This is a genomic window from Flavobacterium soli DSM 19725, assembly GCF_000422705.1.
Lineage (GTDB): Bacteria > Bacteroidota > Bacteroidia > Flavobacteriales > Flavobacteriaceae > Flavobacterium > Flavobacterium soli.
Genome location: NZ_AUGO01000001.1, coordinates 494,378 through 519,700, shown reverse-complemented (window position 1 = coordinate 519,700; position 25,323 = coordinate 494,378). Strand labels below are relative to the sequence as shown.

22 protein-coding genes and 1 tRNA gene are annotated in these 25,323 nt (G+C 34.5%); 8 read left to right on the top strand and 15 right to left on the bottom strand.

Annotation, left to right across the window (positions count from 1 at the left end; all coding sequences use genetic code 11):
- The first annotated feature begins 77 nt into the window (after positions 1 to 77).
- The 3 genes from G508_RS0102390 to G508_RS0102380 all read left to right on the top strand — a co-directional run bounded on the left by G508_RS0102390 (position 78) and on the right by G508_RS0102380 (position 2,304).
- A complete protein-coding gene (locus G508_RS0102390) occupies positions 78 to 638 on the top strand; it encodes a sugar O-acetyltransferase (RefSeq protein WP_026703823.1) in 561 nt (186 codons plus the stop codon).
- 128 nt (positions 639 to 766) lie between these two features.
- Entirely contained in the window at positions 767 to 1,915 is a 1,149-nt protein-coding gene (locus G508_RS0102385; RefSeq protein ID WP_026703822.1) for a DNA polymerase III subunit, read from the top strand.
- Positions 1,916 to 1,920: 5 nt separating this feature from the next.
- Positions 1,921 to 2,304 carry a hypothetical protein gene (locus G508_RS0102380; RefSeq protein ID WP_026703821.1) on the top strand — a complete coding sequence of 128 codons (384 nt, stop codon included), beginning with the start codon at positions 1,921 to 1,923 and terminating at the stop codon, positions 2,302 to 2,304.
- Here the strand turns inward: G508_RS0102380 and G508_RS0102375 are convergent.
- From G508_RS0102375 to G508_RS0102345, 7 genes are all read right to left on the bottom strand, one after another.
- The gene (locus G508_RS0102375) at positions 2,281 to 4,569 is read right to left on the bottom strand and encodes a helix-turn-helix domain-containing protein (RefSeq protein WP_026703820.1); all 2,289 of its coding nucleotides are present in this window, start codon (positions 4,567 to 4,569) and stop codon (positions 2,281 to 2,283) included. The two genes, G508_RS0102380 and G508_RS0102375, sit on opposite strands and share 24 nt — an antisense overlap.
- 138 nt (positions 4,570 to 4,707) lie before the next feature.
- Positions 4,708 to 5,292, bottom strand: coding sequence for an OmpH family outer membrane protein (locus G508_RS0102370; RefSeq protein ID WP_026703819.1), 585 nt, complete (start codon positions 5,290 to 5,292; stop codon positions 4,708 to 4,710).
- A gap of 215 nt (positions 5,293 to 5,507) precedes the next feature.
- On the bottom strand, positions 5,508 to 6,395 hold the full coding sequence (locus G508_RS18450) for a class I SAM-dependent methyltransferase (RefSeq protein ID WP_051197401.1): 888 nt from the start codon (positions 6,393 to 6,395) through the stop codon (positions 5,508 to 5,510).
- A complete protein-coding gene (locus G508_RS0102360) occupies positions 6,385 to 6,861 on the bottom strand; it encodes a hypothetical protein (RefSeq protein WP_211223369.1) in 477 nt (158 codons plus the stop codon). The genes G508_RS18450 and G508_RS0102360 overlap by 11 nt, the downstream gene beginning before the upstream one ends.
- A 52-nt stretch (positions 6,862 to 6,913) precedes the next feature.
- Complete coding sequence (gene mnmG, locus G508_RS0102355) at positions 6,914 to 8,785, bottom strand: tRNA uridine-5-carboxymethylaminomethyl(34) synthesis enzyme MnmG (protein ID WP_026703817.1); 1,872 nt, start codon at positions 8,783 to 8,785, stop codon at positions 6,914 to 6,916.
- Positions 8,786 to 8,982: 197 nt separating this feature from the next.
- Positions 8,983 to 9,402: an rRNA maturation RNase YbeY gene (gene ybeY, locus G508_RS0102350; RefSeq protein ID WP_026703816.1), complete on the bottom strand. Its 420-nt coding sequence runs from the start codon at positions 9,400 to 9,402 to the stop codon at positions 8,983 to 8,985.
- Complete coding sequence (locus G508_RS0102345; RefSeq protein ID WP_026703815.1) at positions 9,395 to 12,745, bottom strand: DUF4175 family protein; 3,351 nt, start codon at positions 12,743 to 12,745, stop codon at positions 9,395 to 9,397. The genes ybeY and G508_RS0102345 overlap by 8 nt, the downstream gene beginning before the upstream one ends.
- Positions 12,746 to 13,081: 336 nt before the next feature.
- On the opposite strand from G508_RS0102345, the gene gltX reads away from it, so the two are divergent.
- Together gltX and G508_RS0102335 are read left to right on the top strand one after the other, a co-directional pair.
- The gene (gltX, locus tag G508_RS0102340; RefSeq protein WP_026703814.1) at positions 13,082 to 14,587 is read left to right on the top strand and encodes a glutamate--tRNA ligase; all 1,506 of its coding nucleotides are present in this window, start codon (positions 13,082 to 13,084) and stop codon (positions 14,585 to 14,587) included.
- A 156-nt stretch (positions 14,588 to 14,743) separates the two neighbouring features.
- Positions 14,744 to 15,763: an SPFH domain-containing protein gene (locus G508_RS0102335; RefSeq protein ID WP_026703813.1), complete on the top strand. Its 1,020-nt coding sequence runs from the start codon at positions 14,744 to 14,746 to the stop codon at positions 15,761 to 15,763.
- 50 nt (positions 15,764 to 15,813) lie between these two features.
- Here the strand turns inward: G508_RS0102335 and G508_RS0102330 are convergent, their stop codons facing one another.
- From G508_RS0102330 to G508_RS0102315, 4 genes are all read right to left on the bottom strand, one after another.
- A complete protein-coding gene (locus G508_RS0102330) occupies positions 15,814 to 16,056 on the bottom strand; it encodes a DUF6327 family protein (protein ID WP_026703812.1) in 243 nt (80 codons plus the stop codon).
- 9 nt (positions 16,057 to 16,065) lie between these two features.
- Positions 16,066 to 16,416 carry a hypothetical protein gene (locus tag G508_RS0102325; protein ID WP_026703811.1) on the bottom strand — a complete coding sequence of 117 codons (351 nt, stop codon included), beginning with the start codon at positions 16,414 to 16,416 and terminating at the stop codon, positions 16,066 to 16,068.
- Positions 16,417 to 16,420: 4 nt separating this feature from the next.
- On the bottom strand, positions 16,421 to 16,747 hold the full coding sequence (locus G508_RS0102320) for a YtxH domain-containing protein (protein ID WP_026703810.1): 327 nt from the start codon (positions 16,745 to 16,747) through the stop codon (positions 16,421 to 16,423).
- A gap of 301 nt (positions 16,748 to 17,048) precedes the next feature.
- The gene (locus G508_RS0102315; RefSeq protein WP_026703809.1) at positions 17,049 to 19,142 is read right to left on the bottom strand and encodes a glutamine--tRNA ligase/YqeY domain fusion protein; all 2,094 of its coding nucleotides are present in this window, start codon (positions 19,140 to 19,142) and stop codon (positions 17,049 to 17,051) included.
- 114 nt (positions 19,143 to 19,256) lie between these two features.
- Between G508_RS0102315 and folB the strand changes: the two genes are divergently transcribed.
- Together folB and G508_RS19960 are read left to right on the top strand one after the other, a co-directional pair.
- Positions 19,257 to 19,616, top strand: coding sequence for a dihydroneopterin aldolase (gene folB, locus G508_RS0102310; protein WP_026703808.1), 360 nt, complete (start codon positions 19,257 to 19,259; stop codon positions 19,614 to 19,616).
- Positions 19,617 to 19,710: 94 nt separating this feature from the next.
- A tRNA-Cys gene (locus tag G508_RS19960) sits at positions 19,711 to 19,781 on the top strand.
- Between the two features lie 188 nt (positions 19,782 to 19,969).
- Here the strand turns inward: G508_RS19960 and G508_RS0102305 are convergent.
- The 4 genes from G508_RS0102305 to rnr form a co-directional block, all read right to left on the bottom strand.
- Positions 19,970 to 20,620: a hypothetical protein gene (locus G508_RS0102305; protein WP_026703807.1), complete on the bottom strand. Its 651-nt coding sequence runs from the start codon at positions 20,618 to 20,620 to the stop codon at positions 19,970 to 19,972.
- A gap of 144 nt (positions 20,621 to 20,764) precedes the next feature.
- Positions 20,765 to 21,454 (bottom strand): LysE family translocator, encoded by a 690-nt coding sequence (locus G508_RS0102300; RefSeq protein ID WP_026703806.1) that lies wholly within the window; start codon positions 21,452 to 21,454, stop codon positions 20,765 to 20,767.
- 65 nt (positions 21,455 to 21,519) lie between these two features.
- Positions 21,520 to 22,188, bottom strand: coding sequence for a head GIN domain-containing protein (locus tag G508_RS0102295; protein ID WP_026703805.1), 669 nt, complete (start codon positions 22,186 to 22,188; stop codon positions 21,520 to 21,522).
- A gap of 11 nt (positions 22,189 to 22,199) precedes the next feature.
- Positions 22,200 to 24,380 (bottom strand): ribonuclease R, encoded by a 2,181-nt coding sequence (gene rnr, locus G508_RS0102290; RefSeq protein ID WP_026703804.1) that lies wholly within the window; start codon positions 24,378 to 24,380, stop codon positions 22,200 to 22,202.
- A 111-nt stretch (positions 24,381 to 24,491) separates the two neighbouring features.
- On the opposite strand from rnr, the gene G508_RS0102285 reads away from it, so the two are divergent.
- Complete coding sequence (locus G508_RS0102285) at positions 24,492 to 24,731, top strand: DUF2007 domain-containing protein (RefSeq protein WP_026703803.1); 240 nt, start codon at positions 24,492 to 24,494, stop codon at positions 24,729 to 24,731.
- Positions 24,732 to 25,323: the final 592 nt, after the last annotated feature.

The following is a 25,323-nucleotide window of genomic DNA, read 5'->3' as shown; positions in this document are numbered from 1 at the left end:
ACAATTAGTATAAGTGATTTGCATAATGATGAATAACGTTTATTTTTTATTTTATTACATTCGTAAAAAGAATTTTAATGAAAACCGAAAAAGAAAAAATGCTCTCGGGAGAGTTGTATCTCGCCAATGACAAAGAACTAATTGCAGAGCGAATTCGAGCCAAGAAATTGCTCCACAAAATCAACGTTACGGAATATTGGATGAACAAAAGCACCCGAAAGCTGATTGCTGAATTGATTCCCAACACCAAAGGCGTTTTGCATATCGAGCCGCCTTTTCATTGTGATTATGGCTACAACATTGAATGTGGCGAAAATGTATATTTTAATGTGAATTGCGTGGTTTTGGATACAATGAAAATCACGATTGGTTCGAATGTAATGTTTGGTCCCGGAGTGCATCTTTATACTGCTTCGCATCCTTTGGATATTGAAACTCGTCGTGTTTTAGAACTCTCAAAGCCCATCGTGATTGGCGATGATTGCTGGATTGGTGGTAATTCGGTAATTTGTCCGGGGGTAACAATCGGGAAAGGTTGTGTGATTGGAGCAGGTTCGGTGGTGACTAAAGATATTCCAGACAATTCATTGGCTGTTGGCAATCCTGTAAAAGTGATTCGAAAACTGAATCAAGAATAGAAAGATAGATAGACATACTAAAGTTTTATATTTCAATCTCCCTGTTTTTTTAATCCTTGAATCCTCATAATCTTTAAATCTTTCAATCCTTTACTCTTTCAATCCTACTTTTTAAATATCTTTGTCCTATGCAGTTTTCAGAAATTTTAGGACAGGAATACATCAAAAGTCATCTGACAAAAAGTGCGGCATCAGGAAGGATTCCTCATGCTCAATTGTTTATTGGTCCCGAAGGAAGTGGAACTTTACCAATGGCGATTGCTTATGCTCAATATATTTTATGCAACAATATCGGAACTGAAAATGAAGGCGGAAACGAGAGTTGCAACTTGAAATTTGAAAGTATTTCGCATCCCGATTTGCATTTTATTTACCCAACGGTAACAACCGAAAATGTAAAAACAAAACCCAAAAGTATTGATTTCTTAACCGAATGGAGAAGTTTTATTCAGCAGCATCCTTATGGCGGTTTGTTTGATTGGTATCGCATCTTAGGCGTTCAAAACAAGCAAGGCGAAATCAGGGTTGAAGATGCTGAATCGATCTTGAAATCATTGGCACTAAAATCATACGAAGGTGGTTATAAAGTGATTATCATTTGGATGGCCGACAAGATGAATATCGCTTCTTCAAACAAATTATTAAAATTACTCGAAGAGCCAACTGACAAAACCTTATTCATTTTGATTTCTGAAAATGAAGAAGATATCATTCAAACAATACGTTCTAGATGCCAGGTGTTGCATTTTAATGGTTTAAATGAAAATATCATTGCCGAAACCTTGGTTTCGCGTGAAAACATGGATCCAAGAACGGCAAAAAAAATAGCCCATCAAGCCCAAGGAAATTTCAACAAGGCTTTGCATTTGTTGCACGAAGATGGCGAGGAATTGCCTTTTGAAGAATGGTTTGTTTTATGGGTTCGGGCGGCATTTAGAGCCAAAGGAAATGCAAGTGCCATCAATGATTTAATTCAGTGGAGTGAACAAATTGCCACTTTGGGAAGGGAAACGCAAAAGAAATTTTTGCAATTTTGTATTGATATGTTTCGTCAGGCTTTGTTGCTCAACTATCAAACAACCAATTTGGTATATATGGAACCAAGGGTCGAAAAATTCAAATTAGAGAATTTTGCTCCTTTTGTAAATGGCAATAACATTCAAGATATCTTCAAGGAACTTTCGGATGCGATCTACCATATCGAGAGAAACGGAAATGCAAAGATTATCTTGACCGATTTGTCTATAAAATTAACACGTCTAATTCATAAAAAATAAAACTCATGTTCAACATCGCCTCTATTTTAGTATTAGTTCTTTTAGCAGTTACCTTCATACAATCGGCCTATGACAAAACCATGTATTGGAAAGATAATTTGGACTGGCTTAAAGGACATTTTGAGACAACACCCATCAAAAACATGGTGCCTTTTTCTTTGTTTTTGATTTTGATTTTGGAATTAATTTCGGGGATTTTATGTGTTTCGGGTTGCATTCAATTGTTACTCAATAACGGAAGAACATTTGGTCTCTATGGAGCTGTTTTTTCCTGCATTACTTTACTCTTTTTATTAGTGGGTCAGCGAATGGCCAAAGATTATGATGGTGCAAGAACGATTGTAATTTACTTTATTCCAGCTGTTTTAGCGTGTTATTGGTTGAGTTAAACTTGCCTTGAACAGTTTCAATTCGTCCCAAGAGAATTTATCTCCAAATTTATCTTTTAAAGGAATTAGTGAAGCTTCGGTATAACCTGAAAATGCTTCGGCCAATTCGGTTATTTTATCATCAGGCAAAATTTCTGTAAGCTGAATTTTTCCTGCTTCAATTAGTTTTGCCAAATGTCCACTGATGGTTTGAGTCGTAAGTTTTCGAAGCTCGGCTATTTCTTGAATAGAATGCTTCTTTAACCACAATTCATAGGTTTCTTCCGTTGTAGCTTTCTTTGGTATTGCTGATTTTTCTTTCTTCTTAGAAGTATAGCGTTGCACATCAACATCATCTTCAATGAGTGTGATATTGGCCTTTTTGAAATCTTCACGCAGGCGTTCCATCTTCTTGATCTTGTAATTTTTTATTTCATCTGTAGCCAAATTTTCTTTGCAAATCAATTCCCCCGAAACTACAATTTCAATCAACCTTTTGGCTTTCAATAACCTCAAAACAGCCTTGATTTGCAGTTCTTCTAAAACCAACAGTTCTTCATAAAACCCTTTTGCTTTTTTGGCTTTTTTTACTTCTTCGATCTTCCACAAAATTTCATAGACCAAATCGTCAATTGGTTTTAAAAAATAATTAAAAGCAGCATTTATCCTTTCAGAAATGTAGTTGTAATCTAAATCTTTATCTGAAAAAAGCTTATTCAATTGCGAGATAAATTTTTGTGCTGGACTTTCTAAATCATAAATAATGGCTGCTTGTTTTTTGGCCCAGATAACATGCTTTGATTTCTCGGATTTCTCCGCATCTTCTTTATAGCTGTACAGATGATTTCGCCATTCCTGTATCAAATCGCTCCATTCGAAGGTGTTAATCAAATAATTGTGGATAAATTTTCGGGTCTCTAGCTCCAAAGATTGTTCTAAAAGCGTTTCTTCGGCTTTATGTTGAGCATAATCCATCACGTCCTTATCACTCGAAATACCATTCATCCGCAACGGAGAAAGCAAAATTAGGCCGTTTAAAGAACGTAAACGTGAAAGAGCAACATAAGCTTGCCCAGGAAGAAAAACTTGTGATACATCCAATGCAGCTTTGTCAAATGTCAATCCTTGACTTTTATGGACAGTTATCGCCCAAGCTAATTTTATCGGATAATGCACAAATGTTCCCAGGACCTCCTCCTCTATTTCCTTGGTCATGGCGTTTACAGAGTAGCGGATATTTTTCCATTCGTATTTTTCAACATCAATTGTTTTATTTTCTTCAGGAAAATGAACTCGAACTTCATTGCTTGAAACAGATTCTATGAAGCCCATTTTGCCATTAAAATAATTTTTTTCAAATGATAAATCATTTTTAACAAACATCACTTGAGCACCTATTTTTAGATGCAAATACTCATCAATCGGGAAAATCTTATCGGGAAAATCATCTACAATTTCGGCTTTCAGACTTATTAATTTTCCGTTCAACTCATCCAAAGAGTCTGCATTTATGGCATCCGCTTTAGCATTATGAGTCGTTAACTTGATATAGCCTTTGTTTGCCTTTAAATCAAAATCGGGTTGAACATATTGGTTCAAAACCGCAATATCGCTTTGTGAAATTTCGTTGTTTCGAAGGTTGTTCAAAACGGAGATGAACTGATCATCCGTTTGACGGAAAATCTTCGAAAGTTCAATGTAAAGTGGTGGGTTTTGCTGGACTACATGCGAATGAAAAAAGAATTTTCCGGTGTAATAATTGCGTAAAGTTTGCCATTCTTCATCCCGAACAACGGGTGGTAATTGCAATAAATCGCCAATGAAAAGCACCTGAACGCCTCCAAACGGAACTCGTTTTTTTCGAACGCTTTGCAGCATAAAATCTATGGCATCCAGTAGATCTGCCCGAAGCATACTGACTTCGTCAATGATCAAAAGTTCCATGTTTTGAATTACCGCTTTTTTTTGTCCACTCATTCTAAAGTGTCTTCGAAGCGTGTCTTTTGTCTCAAATTTAACCCGATCGGTAACATGAGCATCAACATTATTAGCAGGAATAAATCCACCGAAAGGCAGTTGAAACATCGAATGAATTGTCACGCCTCCTGCATTTAAAGCTGCAATTCCTGTTGGCGCGACCACCACAACATTTTTATGTGTAGTCAGAATGATTTCCTTTAAAAGTGTAGTTTTTCCGGTTCCTGCTTTTCCAGTTAGAAAAATGGAGCGATGTGTTTGATTGATAAATTTTAGCGTATAAGCCGCTGCTTCTGAAATAGTTTCCATGTGGCGAATAATTTTTGTTGGGAATAAAAATATAGATTTTTCATTTAAAGTAAAAAATTTTAGCTTAAAATTTTTTACTCTTTAGCAAAAAAAAAATGCCTTTCGAATTGAAAGGCATTTTGAGTTATACTAAAAGAATTATTTCTTTTCTTCCTTTTTAGTTTCTGGAGTTTCTTCCTTTTTTCCGGCTGCTGTATATTTTTCGTTCAACAACTTAATTACTTCGTCTGTAATATCATAGCTGTCTTTTGCATATAAAATTGAAGCTGTTTCACCTGTTCCATATACATAATCATACCCTTTTTCCTTGCCATAATCCTTGATGAATTTCTTCACGCTTTTTACAAGTGTATCCATTTCGGTACCCAATTCCATTTGCAATTGTTGTCCTAAAGATTGTGCAGCATATTGCAATTGTTGTTGTCTCTGTTGCAACTCTGCACCTTTTTGTTGAGCCCAAGCTTGACCATTTGCTTGTGCATTTTTTTCAAAATAAGCAGCATCAGCTTTAAAATTCGCTTCTTGTACTTCGAACTTTTTTGCAGCCTCTTCAGATTTTGCTTTATATTTTGCTTCAACATCTTTGGATTCTGTGTATTCATCCATAAGTTTTGATGTATCTATGTAGGCTGTTTTGATTCCTGCAGCTTCTGTTGTTTTTGTTTCTTGGTTACAAGAGATAATCGAAAGTGCCAATGCGATAATTAAAAATGATTTTTTCATTCTAAAAGTTATATGTTAATTTTTTATTGGTTTCAAAAATACTAAAAATATCTTGATGCTTTGTAAAACTAAAAATTTTAGTGTTTTTAATCCTGTTTTTGCTTTATAGTTATTTCTTATTGAACTGAAATTTGAAATAGTTATTTACAATTGAAAACGAATTAAAATAAAAGCCTTTAAGCTCACTTTATTCTTCTTTGGTCTAATTGCTCGTTTTAATGTGTAATCGGCGATTCAGGGCTTTTATTTGCGTTTTTCGTGTTTTTTATGACATAAATTAGTGAAGAATATTGAAATCTTTTCTTTGCTTTATAATTTGATTTTAATCCGATGTAGAATGCTTTGAAAAAATTCATATAACCCGTTTTGTACTTTTCAGAAAGTAAACTCACGTAGAAAGCATCAAATTTCATTGGAAGAATTTTTTCCACTTTCATCTTTTCGTTTTGAAAAAGTAATTTTATTGCTTTTTTAGAAAAATGCCAAAGATGTCTAGGAACGTCGAATGCTGCCCAAAATCGTTTATAATATTTTGCATCAAATGATCGAAAATTAGGAACTGCGATTATGATGGTACCTTCTGGTTTCAAGAGTCTTTTTAATTCTTTAATTTGCTCCTCTAATTCTGGAACATGTTCTAGAACATGCCACATTGTAATTACATCAAAAGAATGTTGTTCTAAGACTTGAGATGAATCTGCAAAGGGTACACCTTTTTTTTCTGCAATTGACTTGGCTTTTGCACTTGGTTCAATTCCGGTAATTTCCCAACCGTTAGATTTGGCTAAAGCCAAAAAATCGCCTGTTCCGGCTCCGATATCAAGCAGTTTTCCTTTATTTGGGTGCCAATCATTTATCAAATTAACTTTATTTTTTAAAGCAAATTTCTTGATGAATTGATATAGTTTTTCAAACAAGGATCCTTTTCCATCAGTATGTGAAATGTATTTTTCACTTTCGTAATATTGATGCAAATCGTTTTCGTTTGGTCTTGGAAATGTGATCAGCATATCCTTTTTTTCATCACGGTAAAGACCGAAAGTCTCACCAGAAACGGTATAATCTTTTACTGTTAAATATATTTTTTTAGTACTATCTACCATTACTCAAAAATTCTTCTTTTAATTGTTTTAAATATTTAACGGCTATGTTTTCATAAAGTGATCCTTCTTCAAGACAATCTTCATTTCTAGAATTGATCATTGAAATTGCAATAAAATCGGCTTGATTTCCGATGTTTAAAACTTCTGGATCTTGATTTGCTAAAGTAAAATCATTGGTATTGATGTATTTTATCACTTCATCGTTGTCATATACAATGAGTTTATATTGATCTTGATCAATGGTAACCCAAAACTCTTTTTCCTGATAATTATTCAACTTATATTTATTTGCAATAAATTGTTGAAACGGAAGTATCTTTTTATTATTCTCGAACACAAAAGCATGCAAGCCTTTATTTCCTATTATTTCCTTAGCATTTGGCACAATTGTATAATCTTCGATAACATATTTCTGCCTAGCTATTCCACAGCTTAAAACAATAAAAAACATTAAAAATACCGACAACTTCCCTTTATACATAAGCTTTAACAAAATTCGTTCCACGTGAAACATTTAATTATCTTCCCATGTAAATTAATAATACTGAAATATCGCTCGGCGAAACCCCACTAATTCTTGAAGCTTGAGAGATGGTTACAGGTCGAATATGACTCAGTTTTTGCTTTGCCTCAATCGACATTGATTTTATTTTATTGTAATCAAAGTTCTCAGGGATTTTCACATCCTCTAATCGCGTTAGCTTATCCGCATTATTTCTTTCCTTTTCGATATAACCCGAATATTTTACTTGAATTTCGGCTTGTTCGAGTATTTCTTGATCCAAATCATTTTGCTCAACATATTCTTTTACCTTGTCAAACTTCATCATATCTTCCAAATCGATTTGAGGTCGAGAAAATATTTTGAACATTTTATCGGATTGTGTCACCAAAGCCGATTCTTTAGCTTCAAGGATTGGATTCATTTCCGCCATAGAAATACTCGTTTCTTTGAAGAAATTAACCATCTTTTCCGATTCTTTTAGCTTATGCTCCATTCTTCTCAAACGCTTTTCTGAAGCTAAACCAATTTCATACGACATTGGTGTTAATCTGAAATCGGCATTATCTTGACGAAGAAGCGTTCTATATTCTGCACGAGAGGTAAACATTCGATAAGGCTCTTCTGTTCCTTTTGTGATTAAATCATCAATTAAAACTCCAATATAAGCTTCATCTCTTTTCAGAATTAACGGCGCTTTTTCATGCACTTTTAAATGTGCATTAATTCCGGCCATTAATCCTTGGGAAGCTGCTTCTTCATATCCCGTTGTTCCGTTTATTTGTCCTGCAAAATATAATCCCTCGACTAATTTAGTTTCTAAAGTATGCTTCAATTGTGTAGGCGGGAAATAATCATACTCAATTGCATAACCTGGACGAAAGAATTTCACCTTTTCAAAACCTGCAACCGAACGTAAAGCCTTAAACTGAATGTCTTCTGGAAGTGATGTAGAAAAACCATTTACATATACTTCTACAGTATCCCAACCTTCAGGTTCTACAAACAATTGATGTCTTTCCTTGTCTGCAAAACGGTTTATTTTATCTTCAATAGATGGACAATATCGTGGCCCTAGACTTTTTATTCGACCATTGAACATGGGTGAGCGATCAAAACCTTCACGCAAAATATCGTGGACACCCAAAGAAGTATAGGTCATATAACACGACTTCTGAATCGCCAATGGTTTGGTTTCATCAGAATACGAAAATTTATCTGGTTTCGCATCGCCTTTTTCTTCATTCATTTTCGAATAATCCAAAGATCGACCGTCAACTCGTGGCGGTGTTCCTGTTTTCATTCTGCCCGATTCAAAACCTGCTTTAACCAAATCTTCTGTAATTCCGTAAGCGGCACTTTCACCTGCCCTACCTCCTCCGAATTGTTTTTCGCCAATATGAATCAATCCGTTTAAGAATGTTCCATTGGTTAAAACAACTGCTTTCGAACGTATTTCGACTCCAAGAGAAGTTTTAATTCCTTTAATTTTCCCGTTCTCGATAATCAATCCTTTCACCATTTCCTGATAGAAATCAAGGTTGGGTGTTCGCTCTAACATCAATCGCCACTCTTCTGCAAAACGCATCCTGTCGCTTTGCACTCTTGGTGACCACATTGCTGGGCCTTTTGATTTATTCAGCATCTTGAATTGAATGGCGGTCTTGTCTGAAATGATTCCGGAGTAACCTCCAAGTGCATCAATTTCGCGAACGATTTGTCCTTTTGCAATTCCTCCCATTGCCGGATTGCAAGACATTTGGGCAATGTTTTGCAAGCTCATAGTAACGAGCAAAGTTTTGGAACCCATATTGGCTGCCGCTGCCGCTGCTTCTGAACCAGCGTGGCCAGCACCAACCACAATTACATCGTATTCTTCTTGAAACATTATTTATTTGGGATTCGGGATTTAGAATTACTAAATCTCAGTTTTATTTTATTGTTCCACGTGGAACAGTTTATAATTTATTATCTAGCCCTGATTGGAGCAAATATCCTTTTTGTTTTGGGGTTCAAAACAAAAAGATATTGTGGAAAGCAGGAAAATGGATTCTGAAAAAGCCCAAGCGTTTCGCTCCTAAAAAATCACAGTTCCACGTGGAACATCAACATTTTTTCTTCTTCCTTTTGACGCATCAAAGCTTCATCTGCCTCTGATTTATCTTTATATCCACAGTAGTGTAAGACCCCATGAACTAAAACACGTTTCAATTCTTCTTGAAAAGAAACATTGAAATCCTTGGCATTATCCTCTACCCTTTCGACAGAAACAAATATGTCGCCATGCAATTCGTTCCCTACTGAATAATCAAAGCTAATAATATCCGTTAAGGTGTCATGCTGAAGGTATTCGACATTGATTTTGTGCAGATATTCATCATCACAAAAGATGTAGTTGATATCTCCTTCCTTTTTGTTTTCCGACACGATTACCTTAGACAACCAATCTGCATAAGCAGTTTCATTGTCTAATTCAAAGTCGGATTCGTAATTGAAACTAATCATTCTTTTTAAAATATTCTTGAACTTTTTGATTAAAATTCGACCGCAAAGGTAAGCTTTGTCTATTTAAAATTTCGATACTGTTTAAATAATCTTTCAAGGCTGGCGAAAGGGCATTTGTAGTATTGTTGAAATCCTTTTTATTAGTTTGTGCCTGACGTTTTTGTTCTTCTCCTTGTTGCTGGATGGCTTTGTCTAATTTGAGCAACTCATAATTGAGATTTAAAATCTTCTGCAATGTTTCATTTTTAAAACCTTGATTCAATAATTGCTTCTCAATTTGCTTCATTTCATCTAATGCTTTCTGACCATTTCCGCCTAGACCTTTTTCGTTTAATTCCTTTTGCAAAGCTTCACGAAGTTGTTTTTGCTCCTTATAGATTTGCATTATTTCTCCAGCATTTCCTTCGCCATCTTCTCCACCTTCACCCTCTTGACCATTCTGCCCTTTTTGTCCAGGTTTTCCAGATTGTCCTGGCTTTTCACCAGGCTTTTGTCCTTTTTCACCTTCACTACCTTCTCCTTCTTTCTCTCCTGGCTTCTTTCCTTTCTCCATTCCTTTCTTCATCTTCTCGCCAAGCTCTCCTTGTTTTTTAATGATATCTGGAAGTTGCATTCCTTCGCCTTGGCCTTTACCAGATTTTCCTTGTCCCATTCCCGACATCTGCATTTGCATACCGTTTAGCAAATCACTCAAGAAATCTGCCAATTTATTTGCTGATGAAGTGGTGTACTGTTGATGTGAAATTCCTTTTCCAATATTAGCATCAGCTAAACTCTCTAATGATTTATCAATGTTGTAATGAACGTTGCCAACTTCTTTCGTAATTCCATCACCCAGTTTAGGTTGACGAAGTGACAAGGCAAATAAACTATCGTCTACATGTTGAAACTGCAAACGCAAATCTTGTTGCAGTTTTAGGTTTTTATTGAAAGAAGGCGAACCTCTTTTCAGCGATTTAAACTGACCAAGCAAGTCTTCCTGCGAGAAAGAAAACGCTAAAAGATTGTCTAAAATTTGACGCAACATTGCAATATCTTCCTCTAATTGTTCCATTTCACCAGCTTGCATTCCTGCAGACATTTTGCCTGACATTTCTTTCATTTTCTTAGAGGCACTTTTTTGCTTTGGTTTGGCTTTTTCTTTTTTATCTTTACCCAATTCTTCTGAAGCCTTTTTCAAATCTTCCTCAACACTTTTCTCCTTTTCTTCATCCATAGGAATATCCATTGGTGATTTCAATTCCTTGTTGTCTTTATCGAGTTCTTTTAGTTCTTCCTGAATCTTGTCGAATTCTTTATTTATTTCTTCTTGTTTTTCGGTTGTATTTTCTTTGCCTTGTTCCGATAACTTGTCTTGCTTTTCGGCAAGCTTGTCTAATTTATCAGCAATTTGTTCCGCCTTTTTTTCTACGTAAAAACGCTTTGTCAGTTCAACCAATTGTTCCAAACTCTTGGTCTGGTTTTTAGATTTTTGTTTGAGCTGGTCCATTTTTTCATACAATTCTTCCTGATTGATCTTATCGTTAAGTTCCTTCAGTTTTTCTAAAAGTTCTTTGTTTTTTTCTAAATCCTTTTGAGTTTCATCAATACGTTTTTTCAGCTCTTCTTTGAATTCATCTTTTTTATCGGTCTTAACTTTGTCCAGATTCTCCTCTATTTTCTTGGCAAACTCTTTCATCTTTTCATCCAACATCTGCTGACGTTTCAAGAACTCGTTTACTTTTTGCTGGTCTTTAAATTCAAGGTTGTCTTTTTCTTTATTGCTTTTTTGAAGCTTATCCAATTCAGATAATTGCTTGTCCTGATTCTTCAACGACTTCTCCATGCTGTTGATGTTGTCATTTTGCTGCTGCATCAACTTATCTTGTTTTTCCTCTTCGGTTTCTATGCGATTTGCAAATACGGAAGATTTTGTACTCTTGAAATTGTGCAAGGCATCGTTATCAAAAACCTCGAAATAGTATTCATACGAAACACCTTCGGTAACCGGAAGATTTCCTGGAAATGAAAATATAAACTGATCGAAGACATCCCTCTTAACGGAGATTTGAGACTTCAATCCAGCTTCGGGTTTGTTCCTCGGATAATAAACAATTTGCAATTTAGACAATCCATAATCGTCCGAAACTTGCCCCACAACAACGCTTTTATCCACTCTTAAACTGTCAGGAGCATTATTTACCGCTATTGTTGGGAATTGATCCTTTACAATCGAAATCTGGTAATTCAGTTTTTCATAATGTTTCACCTTTTCGTTTGAAGTAAGAATCTGATAATCTGTGTTTTGATTGATACTTTTTGACAGTTGAAAGCTGTTTTCATTAGCAGAAAAACGGCTAATCGTCTTACTGTCTGTCCATTCAACTGCATTTGTAGCCATTGCATTGACTTTCCACGTTACTTTTGTTCCTTCTGGGACAATAGCGTTACCGGTTCCTTTGATAGTTTCTGATTTCTTATTCAGATACGATGGAAAATTCAAAACCATTTCAAAATTGGCAATCGTTGGAACGGCTACTACTTTCAATTCATAATCCGATGAAGTAACTTCGTTTGCTTTCACGTGGAACGCTGTGTTCTCGATTAGCTTTGTAAAACGATATTCAAAAACTCCAGGTTTAGTACTTTCCATAAAATAACTTTCGTCGTTGATGAAAATCATGGCATTTTCTGGAACTACTTTTCCTTCGGATTTGATTTGCAAAACAAAATCATTTCCTTGTTCGGTTTGAAGGTCTTTATTTAAAATAATAAATTCAAACGGAGCCGGTGGCGAAAATTGTTTTTGATAATGCACTACCCTATCGAAACTATCCGTAATCAGATTGCTATTCCCAGAAATATAAAAGAATGCAAAAAACAAAATTGGAATCAAAGCCAACGGAATGAATTTTTTATTCTTATTGAAATTTACAGCATTTGTGAACGGAATTGGTTGTAACGTTTTTGCCTTTTGTTCGATAGAAGCCAAAAGCAATTCCGATTGATTGTTGTCGTTTGAAAGCTGAAGGAAGTTGGTAAGTTTGTCACTTACTTCCGTAAAATGATTTCCGATTATAATGGACGCCTCCGAGTAATTGATTCCTTTTTTTAATTTGAACAATTGAAAAAGTGGGAACAAGATGAATCGCATCAACAAGAATAATTCAACGACAATGAATGTCCAAAATAAAATGGTTCTTCCAGTTGGCTTTAGCCAAAGGAAATATTCGACAATCAGGGTGAAAAACAAATATAGCAATCCTAATCCCACAAAGAAAATCAATCCCTTGAGGAGTTCGTTGGTATAAAACTTTTTAATGAAAGCTTCTAATTTCTGATAAATCAATACTTTATTTTCCAAATCGTAATGGCTTTTTATTGTAACCGATAAAAGTAATAATTTATATGAATAAGAAAATGTTAAAAAAAGAGGGAAGCTGGAAGATAGAAGTTGGGAGAAAAAATGGTTTAAAAGCAACCTAAAGAATTTCCCTAGCCCAGATTGAAGAGGAAATCCTTTTCTTTTTTTTCTTTAAAAAAAGAAAAGATTGCAACGGAAAGCTGGAAAATGGATCAAACAAATGCCTAAAGTTGTGCTTCTGAAATTAAAAATCAATGAGCGTTTTGAAATTTTCAAATTATCTAATTTTCGAATTACTTAATTGAAACCGTATCTTTGCATCAAAATTTACAAAAAATGTCGAAGCAAGTACGTGTGCGTTTTGCACCAAGTCCGACTGGACCTCTACATATTGGCGGTGTGAGAACTGCATTGTTCAACTATTTGTTTGCCAAGAAACACGGTGGCGTTTTCTATTTGAGAATTGAGGATACCGACCAAAATCGGTTTGTTCCGGGTGCTGAACAGTATATCATGGAAGCATTGGAATGGCTTGGAATTGCTCCAAGTGAAACGGTTGGAAAGAATGAAAAATTTGGTCCTTACCGTCAAAGCGAAAGAAAGGATTTGTATAAACAATATGCTGACAACTTGATCAATTCGGGTTGGGCTTATTATGCTTTTGATTCATCGGAAGATTTGGATCAGTTGCGTAAGAATGCTGAAGAGGAAGGAAAAGTATTTATTTACAATCATTCCGTTAGGGAGAAATTGGATAACTCGCTGACGAATTCTGCAGAGAAAACGGCTGAAAGAATTGCAAATGGTGAAGACTTTGTAATTCGTTTTAAAACGCCTGTAAATGAAATTTTAGAGTTAAAAGACATCATCAGAGGAGATATAAAATTTGATACGAATTTGCTTGACGACAAGGTTTTGTTCAAGAGTGATGGAATGCCAACCTATCATTTGGCGAATATTGTAGACGATCATTTGATGGAAACTTCGCACGTGATTCGTGGTGAGGAATGGTTGCCATCGATGCCGTTGCACGTTTTGTTGTACAGAGCCTTTAACTGGGAAGCTCCAGAATTTGCTCATTTGCCATTGATTTTGAAACCAGTTGGAAACGGAAAATTATCAAAACGTGATGGTGATAAAATGGGATTCCCTGTGTTTCCTTTAGAATGGAAAACTGAAGAAGGCGTTTCGTCTGGCTATAGAGAAAAAGGTTTTTTCCCGGAAGCGGTTGTGAACTTCTTGGCCTTACTTGGTTGGAACGATGGAACAGATCAAGAATTATTTTCGTTAGAAGAATTGGCAGAAAAATTTGATTTGAACCGCGTTCATAAAGCTGGTGCCAAATTTGATCCGGAGAAAAATAAATGGTTCAACCATCAATATTTGATCCAACAAAACGATGATGATTTGGCGAAAGCCTTCGCTCCTATTGTGTATGAAAAAGGAATTGATGTTGATTATACTACACTTGTAAAAATTGTTGCCTCGATAAAAGAACGTGCCAATTTCGTTTCGGATTTCTGGGAATTGAGTGATTTCTTTTATGTGGCTCCAACATCCTATGATGAAAAAGCTTCGAAGAATTGGAAGGAAGAAACGCCTGGATTGATGCGAAACCTGATTGCTGTTTTGAATGGAATTGAAGATTTTACATCAGTAAACATCGAAACGATCGTAAAGGAATGGATGACGCAAAACGAGATTGGAATGGGGAAAGTGATGCAACCGTTCCGTTTGAGCCTTGTTGGGGCTTTAAAAGGACCTCATTTGTTTGATATCGTTGAACTGATCGGCAAAGAAGAAACGATTAGTAGGATTGAAAAAGCTATTGAACGTTTGTAATCTTTTTAAGAATTATAAAAAACCCTTTCAGAGTTTGAGGCTTTGAAAGGGTTTTTGGTTTTAAAAAAAGCGTTAGATGCTTATAAAACTATATTTTGTAACTTTCCTACAATTCTTCCGTACAACTATAAGTAATCAATTAACACCACAAACAAAATGAATGTATTCTTTATTGTTTTTCTCGTTTTAGGATTGTTCCTATTCCTTTCTTCTTTTTTTACTGTAAAACAGCAAACTGCCGTTATCATTGAACGTTTCGGAAAATTCTTGAGCGTTAGAAATTCGGGGTTGCAACTTAAAATTCCGGTTGTAGATCGAATTGCAGGTCGTGTGAATTTGAAAATCCAACAGTTAGATGTTATCATCGAAACCAAAACCAAGGACAACGTGTTCGTGAAAATGAAAGTTTCGGTTCAGTTTAAGGTAATCCAAGACAAAGTCTATGATGCATTTTATAAATTAGAATACCCACACGATCAGATTACCGCTTATGTATTTGACGTTGTGAGAGCTGAAGTTCCAAAATTGAAATTGGATGATGTTTTTGAAAGAAAAGATGATATCGCAATCGCTGTGAAACGTGAATTGAACGAAGCCATGACGACTTATGGTTATGACATCATCAATACGTTGGTGACCGATATTGATCCAGATATTCAAGTTAAAAATGCCATGAACCGTATCAATGCTGCCGATAGAGAAAAAACAGCTGCCGAATTTGAGGCAGAAAGTTCAAGAATTAGAATCGTGGCGAAAGCAAAAGCTGAGGCCGAAAGCAAGCGTCTTCAAGGACAAGGTATCGCCGATCAGAGAAGAGAAATCGCTCGTGGATTGGTAGAAAGTGTGGATGTTTTGAACAAGGTTGGAATCAACTCTCAAGAAGCTTCTGCATTGATTGTCGTGACACAACATTACGATACTTTGCAAGCAATTGGAGCCGATACAAATTCAAACTTGATCTTGCTGCCTAATTCTCCACAAGCCGGAAGTGACATGTTGAATAATATGGTTGCTTCGTTTACCGCTTCGAATCAAATTGGTGAGGCAATGAAAAAAGGAAGCCATAGAACAACAAAAAAAGACAAGAAAGCAGATGATTTCAAACCTTCTGAAGATTATAAAAATCTAAAAGAAAATGAAGATTTGAATGCTGATGATTATGATTCAAGTATTTAATATTCTGAATTGAAATAAAAAAAGAGGCTTTAACGGCCTCTTTTTTGTTTTTATAATTTAAATAATTTCTTGAGTAAAAAGGAAACACCAAGACTTTTTATAGGTCCTGAAAGACCACCCAAAACACTTAAAGCCATTTTTGGAACACTTCCCATCATATTGGCAGGATTCAGACTATCTTTTGTATTATCAAAACTTTGTGTGAGCTTTTGATAATGAATTTCTCTTTCAATCTTTAGAATCTCTAAATCACGATCAATTTCTTCATACGAGCTATATTTCTTTTTTTCCATATCAAAGATTTAATCGTTAAAAAAGAATTCAGAAAATCGTTCAAGGATTGGACCTTCAACAATCTTATCTTGAATTTTATAAATGAGAAAGCTTAAAATCAAATAAACTCCACCAATTATTAAGAATCCGTAGGCAAAATTATCTAAGGCATACCCAATCGCAATTGCTGCTGCTACAGAAAAAAATACTGTTACCATAACAAGCATTACAGCTAGCAAAAAGATTTTCAGGATCATTGTTGTCGATTTCATTGCAATTTTAAAAAACCACAATTTATAATAGGCAACATTGCTGTCCAAATAGCCTTTGGCCTGATCTTGCAGATCCTGAGTATTTTCTTTTATTTTTTCAAAAACCATATTGTTATTTTTTAGCTGCAGCAGCTTTTAATTCTTCCAGCTTTCTTTCTAAAGTTGCAATTACATCTTCTGCCTTATCATCTACATTTGCAACCAAATCATCAAAACTTGATTCAAGATCTGCTTTTGATTTTGAGAACTTCGATTTTATAGTTTCAGAATATTCATCAAATTTATCCTTGAATTCATTTTTCTTTTCATCAAAACCTTCCTTGATTTTCTCTCTGGTTTTCGAACCTTTTTCTGGAGCAAATAAAATTCCTAATCCTGCTCCAATTGCCGCACCTGCTAAAAGTGCCAAAACTGTTTTTCCGCTATCGTTAGTTGACATAATTTTTGTTTTTAATTGTTATGATTTTAAAGATACGAAGTTTAGTATCATTTTGCTGTTAAGAGCCCGTTAAAGTAAGTTTACGAATTATCAAACTTGATTTTAGGCTTGATTTTAAAAGGATTCGCAAGAAGTGATATTCCGTTATCAAAAATTTTTAATTTTTCTTTAAAAAAGATTTATAGAGGCCACTTTTAATCTGCAAAAACAATATAAAATTACTATTTGATAGATAAAACATATAATAAGAAAAGCCCACGGTTAAGTGAGCTTTTCATTTATAAAATCTATTCTTTGAAAATTATATTTCAGAAAGTAATTTTTGAACTTCTTCGTTTTTTTCAGAAGCTTTCAAATCGGAAAGTTGTGTTTTGAAGTTTTCAAGATTCGAAACATCTTTCTTTAAATTTTGAATGGTTTCAAATCGAACAAAAGATGATTCACTTTTCAAAGACATGTTGTATAATTTTTGCAATGTTTCTTCTTCTACATCCGAAAATTTGATCGTATCAGAATATTTCAAAAGCCAGTTTGCAAACAATAATGAACTTTTATTATTGTTGATGTTCTTCTTCAAGGTATTTTGAAGCAAGCTGAAATTAGAAACCGATGCAATGTTTTCTCCTATTGCTTTTTCAATAACTCTCCTTTCATCATACTCAACTTTAAAATATTTGTTGATGTCTTTTAAAGAAGCATTGATGATATTTTCTTCTTTTTTACCTTTCTCTTCCCAAGCATCTTTTAGTCCAACAGTCCTGTTGAAAACTAATTTATCTGTTGTAGAATCCTTATCAACAGTAAAATAACCTAAACGTTGAAATTGGAATTTATCTTCGTTTTTAGCCGTAGCCAAACTTGGTTCCAAATAACCTGTAATCACTTTCAAAGAATCTGGATTTACAAATTCCAAGAAGTCTTTTTCTTTATGAGAATCCGGAGCTTCATCGGTAAACAAACGATCATACAAACGGATTTCTGCTTCAATTGCATGTTGGATAGAAACCCAATGCAATGTTCCTGAAACTTTTCTTTGGCTTGCTTCTGTTCCGCTTCCGCTTAAACTGTCCGTGTCGTAGGTAACATGAATTTCAGTAATATTTCCTTCAGCATCTTTTACAACGCTTTCTCCTTTAATGATATAGGCATTTTTAAGACGAACTTCTTTACCTAAAGTCAAACGGAAAAACTTGGATGGTGCCTCTTCCATAAAATCTTCTCTTTCGATGAAAATTTCTCTTGAAAGTGGTACTTTTCTGAAACCAGCATTTGGATCTTCCTGATTGTTTTCGGCGTCAAGCCACTCTTCTTTTCCTTCTGGGTAATTGGTAATTACAACCTTTACAGGATCTAAAACCGCCATAACTCGTGGAGCCGTTTTGTTTAAATCTTCCCGGATGCAGAATTCCAAAACCGAAACATCAATCAAGTTTTCACGCTTAGCAATACCAGTTGTATTGGCAAAATTTCGCAATGAATTAGCCGTATAACCTCTTCTTCTTAAACCCGAAATGGTTGACATTCTCGGATCATCCCATCCGTTGACATGCTTTTCTGTAACCAATTGCAATAATTTTCGCTTACTAACAACGGTATGCGAAAGGTTTCGTCTGGCAAATTCTCTTTGCTTTGGACGAACTTTATTTTCATCGTAAATCTGATCTAAAAACCAATCGTATAATTCTCGGTGAGGCAAAAATTCAAGTGTACAGAAAGAATGTGAAATTCCTTCTAAATAATCACTTTCCCCATGAGCCCAGTCATACATAGGATAAATGCACCAATCATTTCCAGTTCTATGGTGGTGTTTATGCAAAATACGGTACATAATTGGGTCCCGCATCAACATATTTTTAGACTTCATATCTATCTTAGCTCTAAGGATATGAGTTCCATCAGGAAATTCACCGTTCTTCATTCTTTCGAACAAATCCAGATTTTCTTCTACAGAGCGGTTTCTAAACGGACTGTCTGTACCTTCGGTTGAAGGTGTTCCTTTTTGTTCGGCCATTGCTTCAGAAGATTGACTGTCAACATACGCCTTACCTTTCTTGATAAATGTAACAGCCCAGTCGTATAATTGCTGGAAATAATCGGAAGCATAACATTCTTCGGCCCATTGATAACCCAACCATTCTACATCGCGTTTGATGGCATCTACAAATTCCTGCTCTTCTTTTGCTGGATTTGTATCGTCAAAACGAAGGTTTACAGGTGCTTGATAATCAATTCCTAAACCAAAATTTAGTGCTATCGAACTGGCATGTCCAATGTGCAAATAACCATTAGGTTCGGGCGGAAAACGAAAACGTAATTTGTCGTTTGACAAACCGTTTTTTAAATCCTCTTCGATAATTTGTTCAATGAAATTCAATGATTTCTCTTCTGCTGACATAAATAATTTTCTAACTTTTGACAAAGATAGAAATATGTTTAAAGTTTAAGGTTTAAAGTTGTTTAAAAAAGCACGGAAACCTCTTAACTTTGAACTTCAAACCTTAAACTCGCTATGGGAACTATAAAACTCAAAAATATTCGCACTTTTTCCTACCACGGTTGTCTTGTTGAAGAAAGTAAAATTGGATCAGATTATGTGGTTGATTTGGAAATTAAAACCGATTTACGCAAATCTTCAGCTTCAGATGAATTGGCCGATACCGTAGATTATGTGCTTTTAAACAAGATTGTTATGGAAGAAATGGCCATTCGTTCGAAGCTTTTAGAACACGTTGCACATCGAATCATCAAAAGAATCTTTAGTGAAATTCCAGAAGTTTCAAGAATACTTTTGGCGGTTTCAAAAGTAAATCCTCCCATTGGTGGTGATGTTGAGATGGTTACGATTGAAATGGAAGAATACAGAAGTTAAAATTCCAAACAACAAAAAACAAATTCCAAATTTTTGAAGTTTAAGTTTTAAACTTTTAAACTTTTTAGTTACATTTGCCGTCCAAACTAGTAATGGCGTCGTGGCCGAGCGGCTAGGCTGGGCTCTGCAAAAGCTCCTACTCCGGTTCGAATCCGGACGATGCCTCTGAAACCTTCAAGGAAACTTGGAGGTTTTTTTATTTTAAATTTTTAGAAAAAATTAATGAAAGATAGGATTCGAATCCGATTCTTTTCAAAAATCCTGCAAGGTCTTTTTTTTACCTTGTAGGTGAAAAAAAGCAAACCTACAAGGTTTTGGAAACCTTGCAGGAAAAAGCTGTAACTAACGAAAAATTAAAGCGTCAACTGCATCTTAGAACATTGATTTTCTGTAACTGTGATTGAACCATCCCAAGTATAATCTCCACAACTTGCACTAAAACTATAAGTTCCAGGAGCTACAGTAAAATTAGCACAACCAGAAGCTCCACAATCGGGTGAACTACCGTAGTAACTTGTGATGCTTCCAGAACCCTGACCTTCCAAGGTTACACTTATGCTTCCAAAGCCTAAGTCAGAACCTATCCAAAACATAATATTCTCTTCACCACTTCCACCGCCTCCACCGTCACATGGAAATGCATCTGATTTGTAATAAATTTGTGCATTGTGGGTTTCAAGAGCTTGATTAGGAACTCCTACTAATAGTGTATTTCCGTTCACTTTTAGTGGAAATTTAATCACTTCTTCTCCAATTACAAACGTCATTGAAGGCTCGGAAGCATTAAAAGATCCAACAGTTTCAACTCCTCCCGAACAAGTAATCGCATTCGAGCCCACAAATTTCACATACGTTTCCATATTTTCTCGCTTCCAACTTCCTTCAAAACTTGAACTTGGATCGTTGTCAATATCATCGCCTTCTTCATCTGCTTCACATCCAAATGCAGAAAATACAAGTGCAACTACCACTAATAATTTGAAATAATTTTTTACATTTTTCATCTTGTAATTGTTTAAAAATTAATTACAATAAAAGTAGTTGGATAGCAGGTTTGAAAAATTCCCTATAAATAAGGATTTTTAAGTTATATATTGAAAATGAAATATTTATGAATAAAAAATCCCAGCTAATAGTTGGTATTAAATTTAATTAGAATGATGTGGTTCAATCTTTTCCAACGCTTTCTTAACCAATTTCTGGTCGCTTGGAAACCAACCCTGAAGCATTATGGTTACTCCAAAAATAACTAGAATGATACTCGTTATCTTTTTTATTTTTAAAATATTGGGAGGTGTCATTTTATTTTTTAACTTCTTTGCTAATAGCATTTTAATGATATCAACCGCTAAATAAGTAGCAATTACTGAAGTAAAGAAGAGCATTAGTCTTGATGTTTTCAACTCGAGTTGTGGACCGAATGTGATGAAAATTAATAACCAGAAACCTAGAACACCAACATTGATGAAATTCAACAGAAAACCTTTTACAAAAAGACTTCCGTAGTTTTTCTTAATGAGCTCTACTTCTACCGTTTCGTCAATATTTTTTGAGGCTCTTTTTAATTTTATATAGGAAATGATGCCATAAGTTACCATTATCAATCCTCCGAAGATAAATAATGCAGGTTCATCTTTAATGTTGTTAATAAGTCGATAACTACTGAAATAGGCAATTGCAATGAAAACAAAATCGGCAGTTACAACACCTAAATCGAATACCATTGCCGCTCTAAATCCTTTAACAGCAGCCGTTTCCAATAGTACAAAAAATACCGGACCAATCATAAAACACAAAAGAATACCTAGCGGAATGGCTAGCAAAATATCTTGGATCATCAACTCAAATTATAGTGTAGGAAACACAAATATAATTTAAAAATTTACAATTTAATGTTTTAACCTTAACGTTTGCTTTCGTTGATACTTCCTCCTAGCGTTGTTTTTTTGTTGATTTGTTTAGGGCTTCCAAAAACGGTAATGGTGCCTCCAGCCCTAACTTTTGCATCAACAAGCTCTGTTGCACGAACATCAGCTTCGCCACCAGTTGTTATCGTAACAGTAGTTTGTGAAGTTTCTAAACCATTGGCGCGAAGAATTCCTCCTGTTCCAATAGAAGCCGTTTGATTAGTTGCTGAACCTTTTATCTGTAAAATTCCACCCGTTACAGCTCTTAATTCTGCTTTTTCAACATCAATATTTAATCTGATTTCTGAACCTTCCTTTGCATTGACCTCGATAAAAGATTGTTTTATAGGGTCATCACCAATAACATAAGAACCTTCGCTGGCATCTATACTTTCAAGGGTTCTATAGTATAATTTAGCCGAAATATCTTCACCATCAAGTAACTTTTTTAGCTTCATTCTAATTTTCAGCTTTCCGTTGTTGTTCACAATTTCTACTTCTCCTGCCCTATCCCCTTTTATTTCAATTTTGTTTTCTGAAGACGGAATCAATTCAACCGAAATTCTGTCAAAAACATTGATTTCAGTAAATTCTCCAAGATTTTTTGTGACTTGAGCAAAACCTAAACTGCTCATCAATAGCATTATAATTGTTATCTTTTTCATAGTAATTTATTTTATTCGTTTTTTCTAATAAAATGGAAATCAAGTTGTTTCTTTACTAAATCTGCATTTTTTACTTTTACAATAACTTCATCACCAAGCTGTAATAAATTTTTAGTTACAGCTCCAACCAAGGCATATTGTTTTTCATCAAACGTGTAATAATCGTCTTTTATTTCACGGATTCTGCACATTCCTTCACATTTATTGGAAACAATTTCTACATAAATTCCCCATTCGGTTACTCCAGAAATTACACCTAAAAATTCTTCATCTTTGTGATCCTGCATGTATTTTACCTGCATATACTTGATGCTATCACGTTCGGCATTAGTCGCCAAACCTTCCATTGTAGAGGAATGAACGCATTTTTCTTCGTAATCTTCCTGACTCACAGATTTTCCTCCATCTAAATAAAACTGAAGTAATCTATGCACCATCACGTCAGGATAACGACGAATTGGAGATGTAAAATGTGAATAATAATCAAAAGCTAAGCCATAATGACCAATATTTTCAGTAGAATACTTCGCCTTACTCATTGTTCTGATGGTTAACGTATCGACCATATTCTGCTCTTTCTTGCCTTGAACATCTTGCAATAAAGTGTTCAATGACTTAGAAATTTCGTTTTTATCTCTGAAATTTATCTTATATCCAAATTTAGAAATCACGGTTTGAAGGCTCATTAATTTACTTTCATCCGGTTCATCGTGAATCCTATATACAAAGGTTTTCTTTTGTTTTCCGATGTATTCCGCCACTTTTCTATTGGCTAAAAGCATGAATTCTTCAATCAAATGATTGGCATCTTTTGAAACTTTAAAGAACACTCCGATTGGTTCTGCTTCTTCATTCAGGTTGAATTTTACTTCTACTTTATCAAAAGAAATTGCTCCTTCTGCCATTCTTTTTCTTCTTAAAATCTTGGCTAATTCATCTAGTTTTAAAGTCGCTTGAACAATTTCATCTTTTACCACATATTCACTTCCGGTAATGGATATTTCCTGAGGAATTACATTTCCTTTAGTTTCAATGATTTGTTGAGCTTCCTCATAAGCAAAACGTTGATCCGAATAAATTACTGTTCTACCAAACCATTGGTTAATAACCTGAGCCTTTTCATTAATTTCAAATATAGCCGAAAACGTATATTTTTCTTCATTCGGTCGAAGCGAACAGGCAAAATTTGACAACACTTCAGGAAGCATTGGTACTACCCTATCCACCAAATAAACCGAAGTTCCACGTTGATAGGCTTCATCATCCAAAATGGTTCCTTCCTGCAGATAAAAAGACACATCGGCAATGTGGATTCCAATTTCGTAATTACCATTTTCTAATTTTTTGAACGACAATGCATCATCAAAATCCTTTGCATCTTTCGGGTCAATCGTGAACGTCAAGGTATCTCTCATATCGCGACGATTGGCAATTTCGCTCTCCTGAATCGATGTATCAATTTTTTGGGCGAATACTTCAACTTCTATAGGAAAATCATAAGGAAGTCCATATTCGGCTAAAATAGCGTGTATTTCAGTGTTATGTTCTCCTGGTTTTCCAAGTACTTTCAAAACAGATCCAAATGGACTATCTGCTTTCTTGGGCCAATCTTCGATGTTAACCAAAACCACATCGCCTTGTTCAGCTTCGCCAATCTTATCTTTTGGAATAAAAATATCGGTGTACATTTTTGGATTTGCAGTAGAAACGAAAGCAAAATTCTTTTGGATATCAATCACCCCAACGAATTCAGTTTTATTTCTTTCTACCACTTCAATCACTTCACCTTCAGGACGTTTTCCTTTCCTGCGATTGTATACATAGACTTTCACCTTGTCTTTATCCAAAGCGTGATTCAAGTTATTGGTTGGAATAAAAACATCTTCACCAAAATCTGGACAAATGAAATAAGCTGTTTTCCGACTCGTCATATCAATCGTTCCTTCGTAATAATCTTGACTGATGGCTTTAACCAAGTACTTTCCAGGTTCGGTTTCAATAATCTTTTTTTGTGAAGCCAAAATCTTTAAATCTTTAATGATTTCATTCCGGCTTTTGGTATCGTTTAATTCTAAAATAGCACCTATCTGCTTATAATTGAATGCTCTATTAGCATTTTGCGACAATATTTTTAAAATTTTTCCAGAGAAATCCTTCTCTTTTTTCCCTAATTTTCTAGGTATCTTACTCATAATTCTTTTCTTAATAATGCTGAAAAATACAAAATAGTTCTAAGTTATGAGTTATAAGCGAAGAGTTTTTAATATAAAGCTAACATTTAATACCTTTATGAAAATTCAAAGATGAAAGATTTCAGAACGATTGCCGTATTCAATTATACTCACGAGATTGTAGTCTTGAAACATATTTTGGATCAAGAAGAAATTCAATATTTTTTCGAGAACGAAACGATGTCATCCATTGCTCCATTTTACTCCAATGCTTTGGGAGGCATCAAACTTAAAGTACATCCCAACGATTTTGAAACGGTTCAATCAATTTTAGATGAACTTAAAGACAACAATGATTTGAAAATCGTTTAAACAATTTGAAGTTTTCAACATATATTAAATACAACAAAAAGAAAAGATTAAATTAATTTAAAATTTTGATGGTTATTATAGCGTGTTAATAGTTGCAATAAGTTTCTATTTTAGTGTAGGCGAAAAGAGTTTTCCCTACTTATACAGACTTGTTAACATACCTAAATTAGGTTAATCGTTTCATTTTTAATCATTTTTTGTAGTTTGTTAACAATCGTTGATAATAGAAAATATGTTGATTTTGTAAATAAGTTTCCTTGTTAATTACTGTTAATAATTTTGGTTTAAGTATTCATAACTTTTCTAAAAATTACCGAAACTAAATTAGGATTTTAAAATCGAGTTTTGCATTAGACTTTTTTATCTCACATCCAAAAAATACTTCTAAAATTCTATCTTTAGTTATCAACAAATAATGTTAATTTAAGGTAAACTGATTATCAAGCAATTAGAAAATGCTATTAACATTATAATATTTTAACAATTTAATTACATTAAACACTTCAATATTAAATAATTGTAATGTTCATAAACTCTAACTTTCTGAGAGTCAAACCCTAAATATTATAGGTTTTATTTTGGTATATGATAA

What these genes read in the sequence shown, in the direction of transcription:
- G508_RS0102325 (WP_026703811.1), bottom strand. Translation starts at nt 16,416, where the DNA reads ATGGTTTTTGAAAAAATAAAAGAAAATACTCAGGATCTGCAAGATCAG.
- G508_RS0102370 (WP_026703819.1), bottom strand. Translation starts at nt 5,292, where the DNA reads ATGAAAAAATCATTTTTAATTATCGCATTGGCACTTTCGATTATCTCT.
- G508_RS0102315 (WP_026703809.1), bottom strand. Translation starts at nt 19,142, where the DNA reads ATGTCAGCAGAAGAGAAATCATTGAATTTCATTGAACAAATTATCGAA.
- mnmG (WP_026703817.1), bottom strand. Translation starts at nt 8,785, where the DNA reads ATGTTTCAAGAAGAATACGATGTAATTGTGGTTGGTGCTGGCCACGCT.
- rnr (WP_026703804.1), bottom strand. Translation starts at nt 24,380, where the DNA reads ATGAGTAAGATACCTAGAAAATTAGGGAAAAAAGAGAAGGATTTCTCT.
- G508_RS0102285 (WP_026703803.1), top strand. Translation starts at nt 24,492, where the DNA reads ATGAAAGATTTCAGAACGATTGCCGTATTCAATTATACTCACGAGATT.
- G508_RS0102300 (WP_026703806.1), bottom strand. Translation starts at nt 21,454, where the DNA reads ATGATCCAAGATATTTTGCTAGCCATTCCGCTAGGTATTCTTTTGTGT.
- G508_RS0102330 (WP_026703812.1), bottom strand. Translation starts at nt 16,056, where the DNA reads ATGGAAAAAAAGAAATATAGCTCGTATGAAGAAATTGATCGTGATTTA.
- G508_RS0102385 (WP_026703822.1), top strand. Translation starts at nt 767, where the DNA reads ATGCAGTTTTCAGAAATTTTAGGACAGGAATACATCAAAAGTCATCTG.
- ybeY (WP_026703816.1), bottom strand. Translation starts at nt 9,402, where the DNA reads ATGATTAGTTTCAATTACGAATCCGACTTTGAATTAGACAATGAAACT.
- G508_RS0102305 (WP_026703807.1), bottom strand. Translation starts at nt 20,620, where the DNA reads ATGAAAAATGTAAAAAATTATTTCAAATTATTAGTGGTAGTTGCACTT.
- gltX (WP_026703814.1), top strand. Translation starts at nt 13,082, where the DNA reads ATGTCGAAGCAAGTACGTGTGCGTTTTGCACCAAGTCCGACTGGACCT.
- G508_RS0102295 (WP_026703805.1), bottom strand. Translation starts at nt 22,188, where the DNA reads ATGAAAAAGATAACAATTATAATGCTATTGATGAGCAGTTTAGGTTTT.
- G508_RS0102375 (WP_026703820.1), bottom strand. Translation starts at nt 4,569, where the DNA reads ATGGAAACTATTTCAGAAGCAGCGGCTTATACGCTAAAATTTATCAAT.
- G508_RS0102390 (WP_026703823.1), top strand. Translation starts at nt 78, where the DNA reads ATGAAAACCGAAAAAGAAAAAATGCTCTCGGGAGAGTTGTATCTCGCC.
- folB (WP_026703808.1), top strand. Translation starts at nt 19,257, where the DNA reads ATGGGAACTATAAAACTCAAAAATATTCGCACTTTTTCCTACCACGGT.
- G508_RS0102320 (WP_026703810.1), bottom strand. Translation starts at nt 16,747, where the DNA reads ATGTCAACTAACGATAGCGGAAAAACAGTTTTGGCACTTTTAGCAGGT.
- G508_RS18450 (WP_051197401.1), bottom strand. Translation starts at nt 6,395, where the DNA reads ATGGTAGATAGTACTAAAAAAATATATTTAACAGTAAAAGATTATACC.
- G508_RS0102380 (WP_026703821.1), top strand. Translation starts at nt 1,921, where the DNA reads ATGTTCAACATCGCCTCTATTTTAGTATTAGTTCTTTTAGCAGTTACC.
- G508_RS0102335 (WP_026703813.1), top strand. Translation starts at nt 14,744, where the DNA reads ATGAATGTATTCTTTATTGTTTTTCTCGTTTTAGGATTGTTCCTATTC.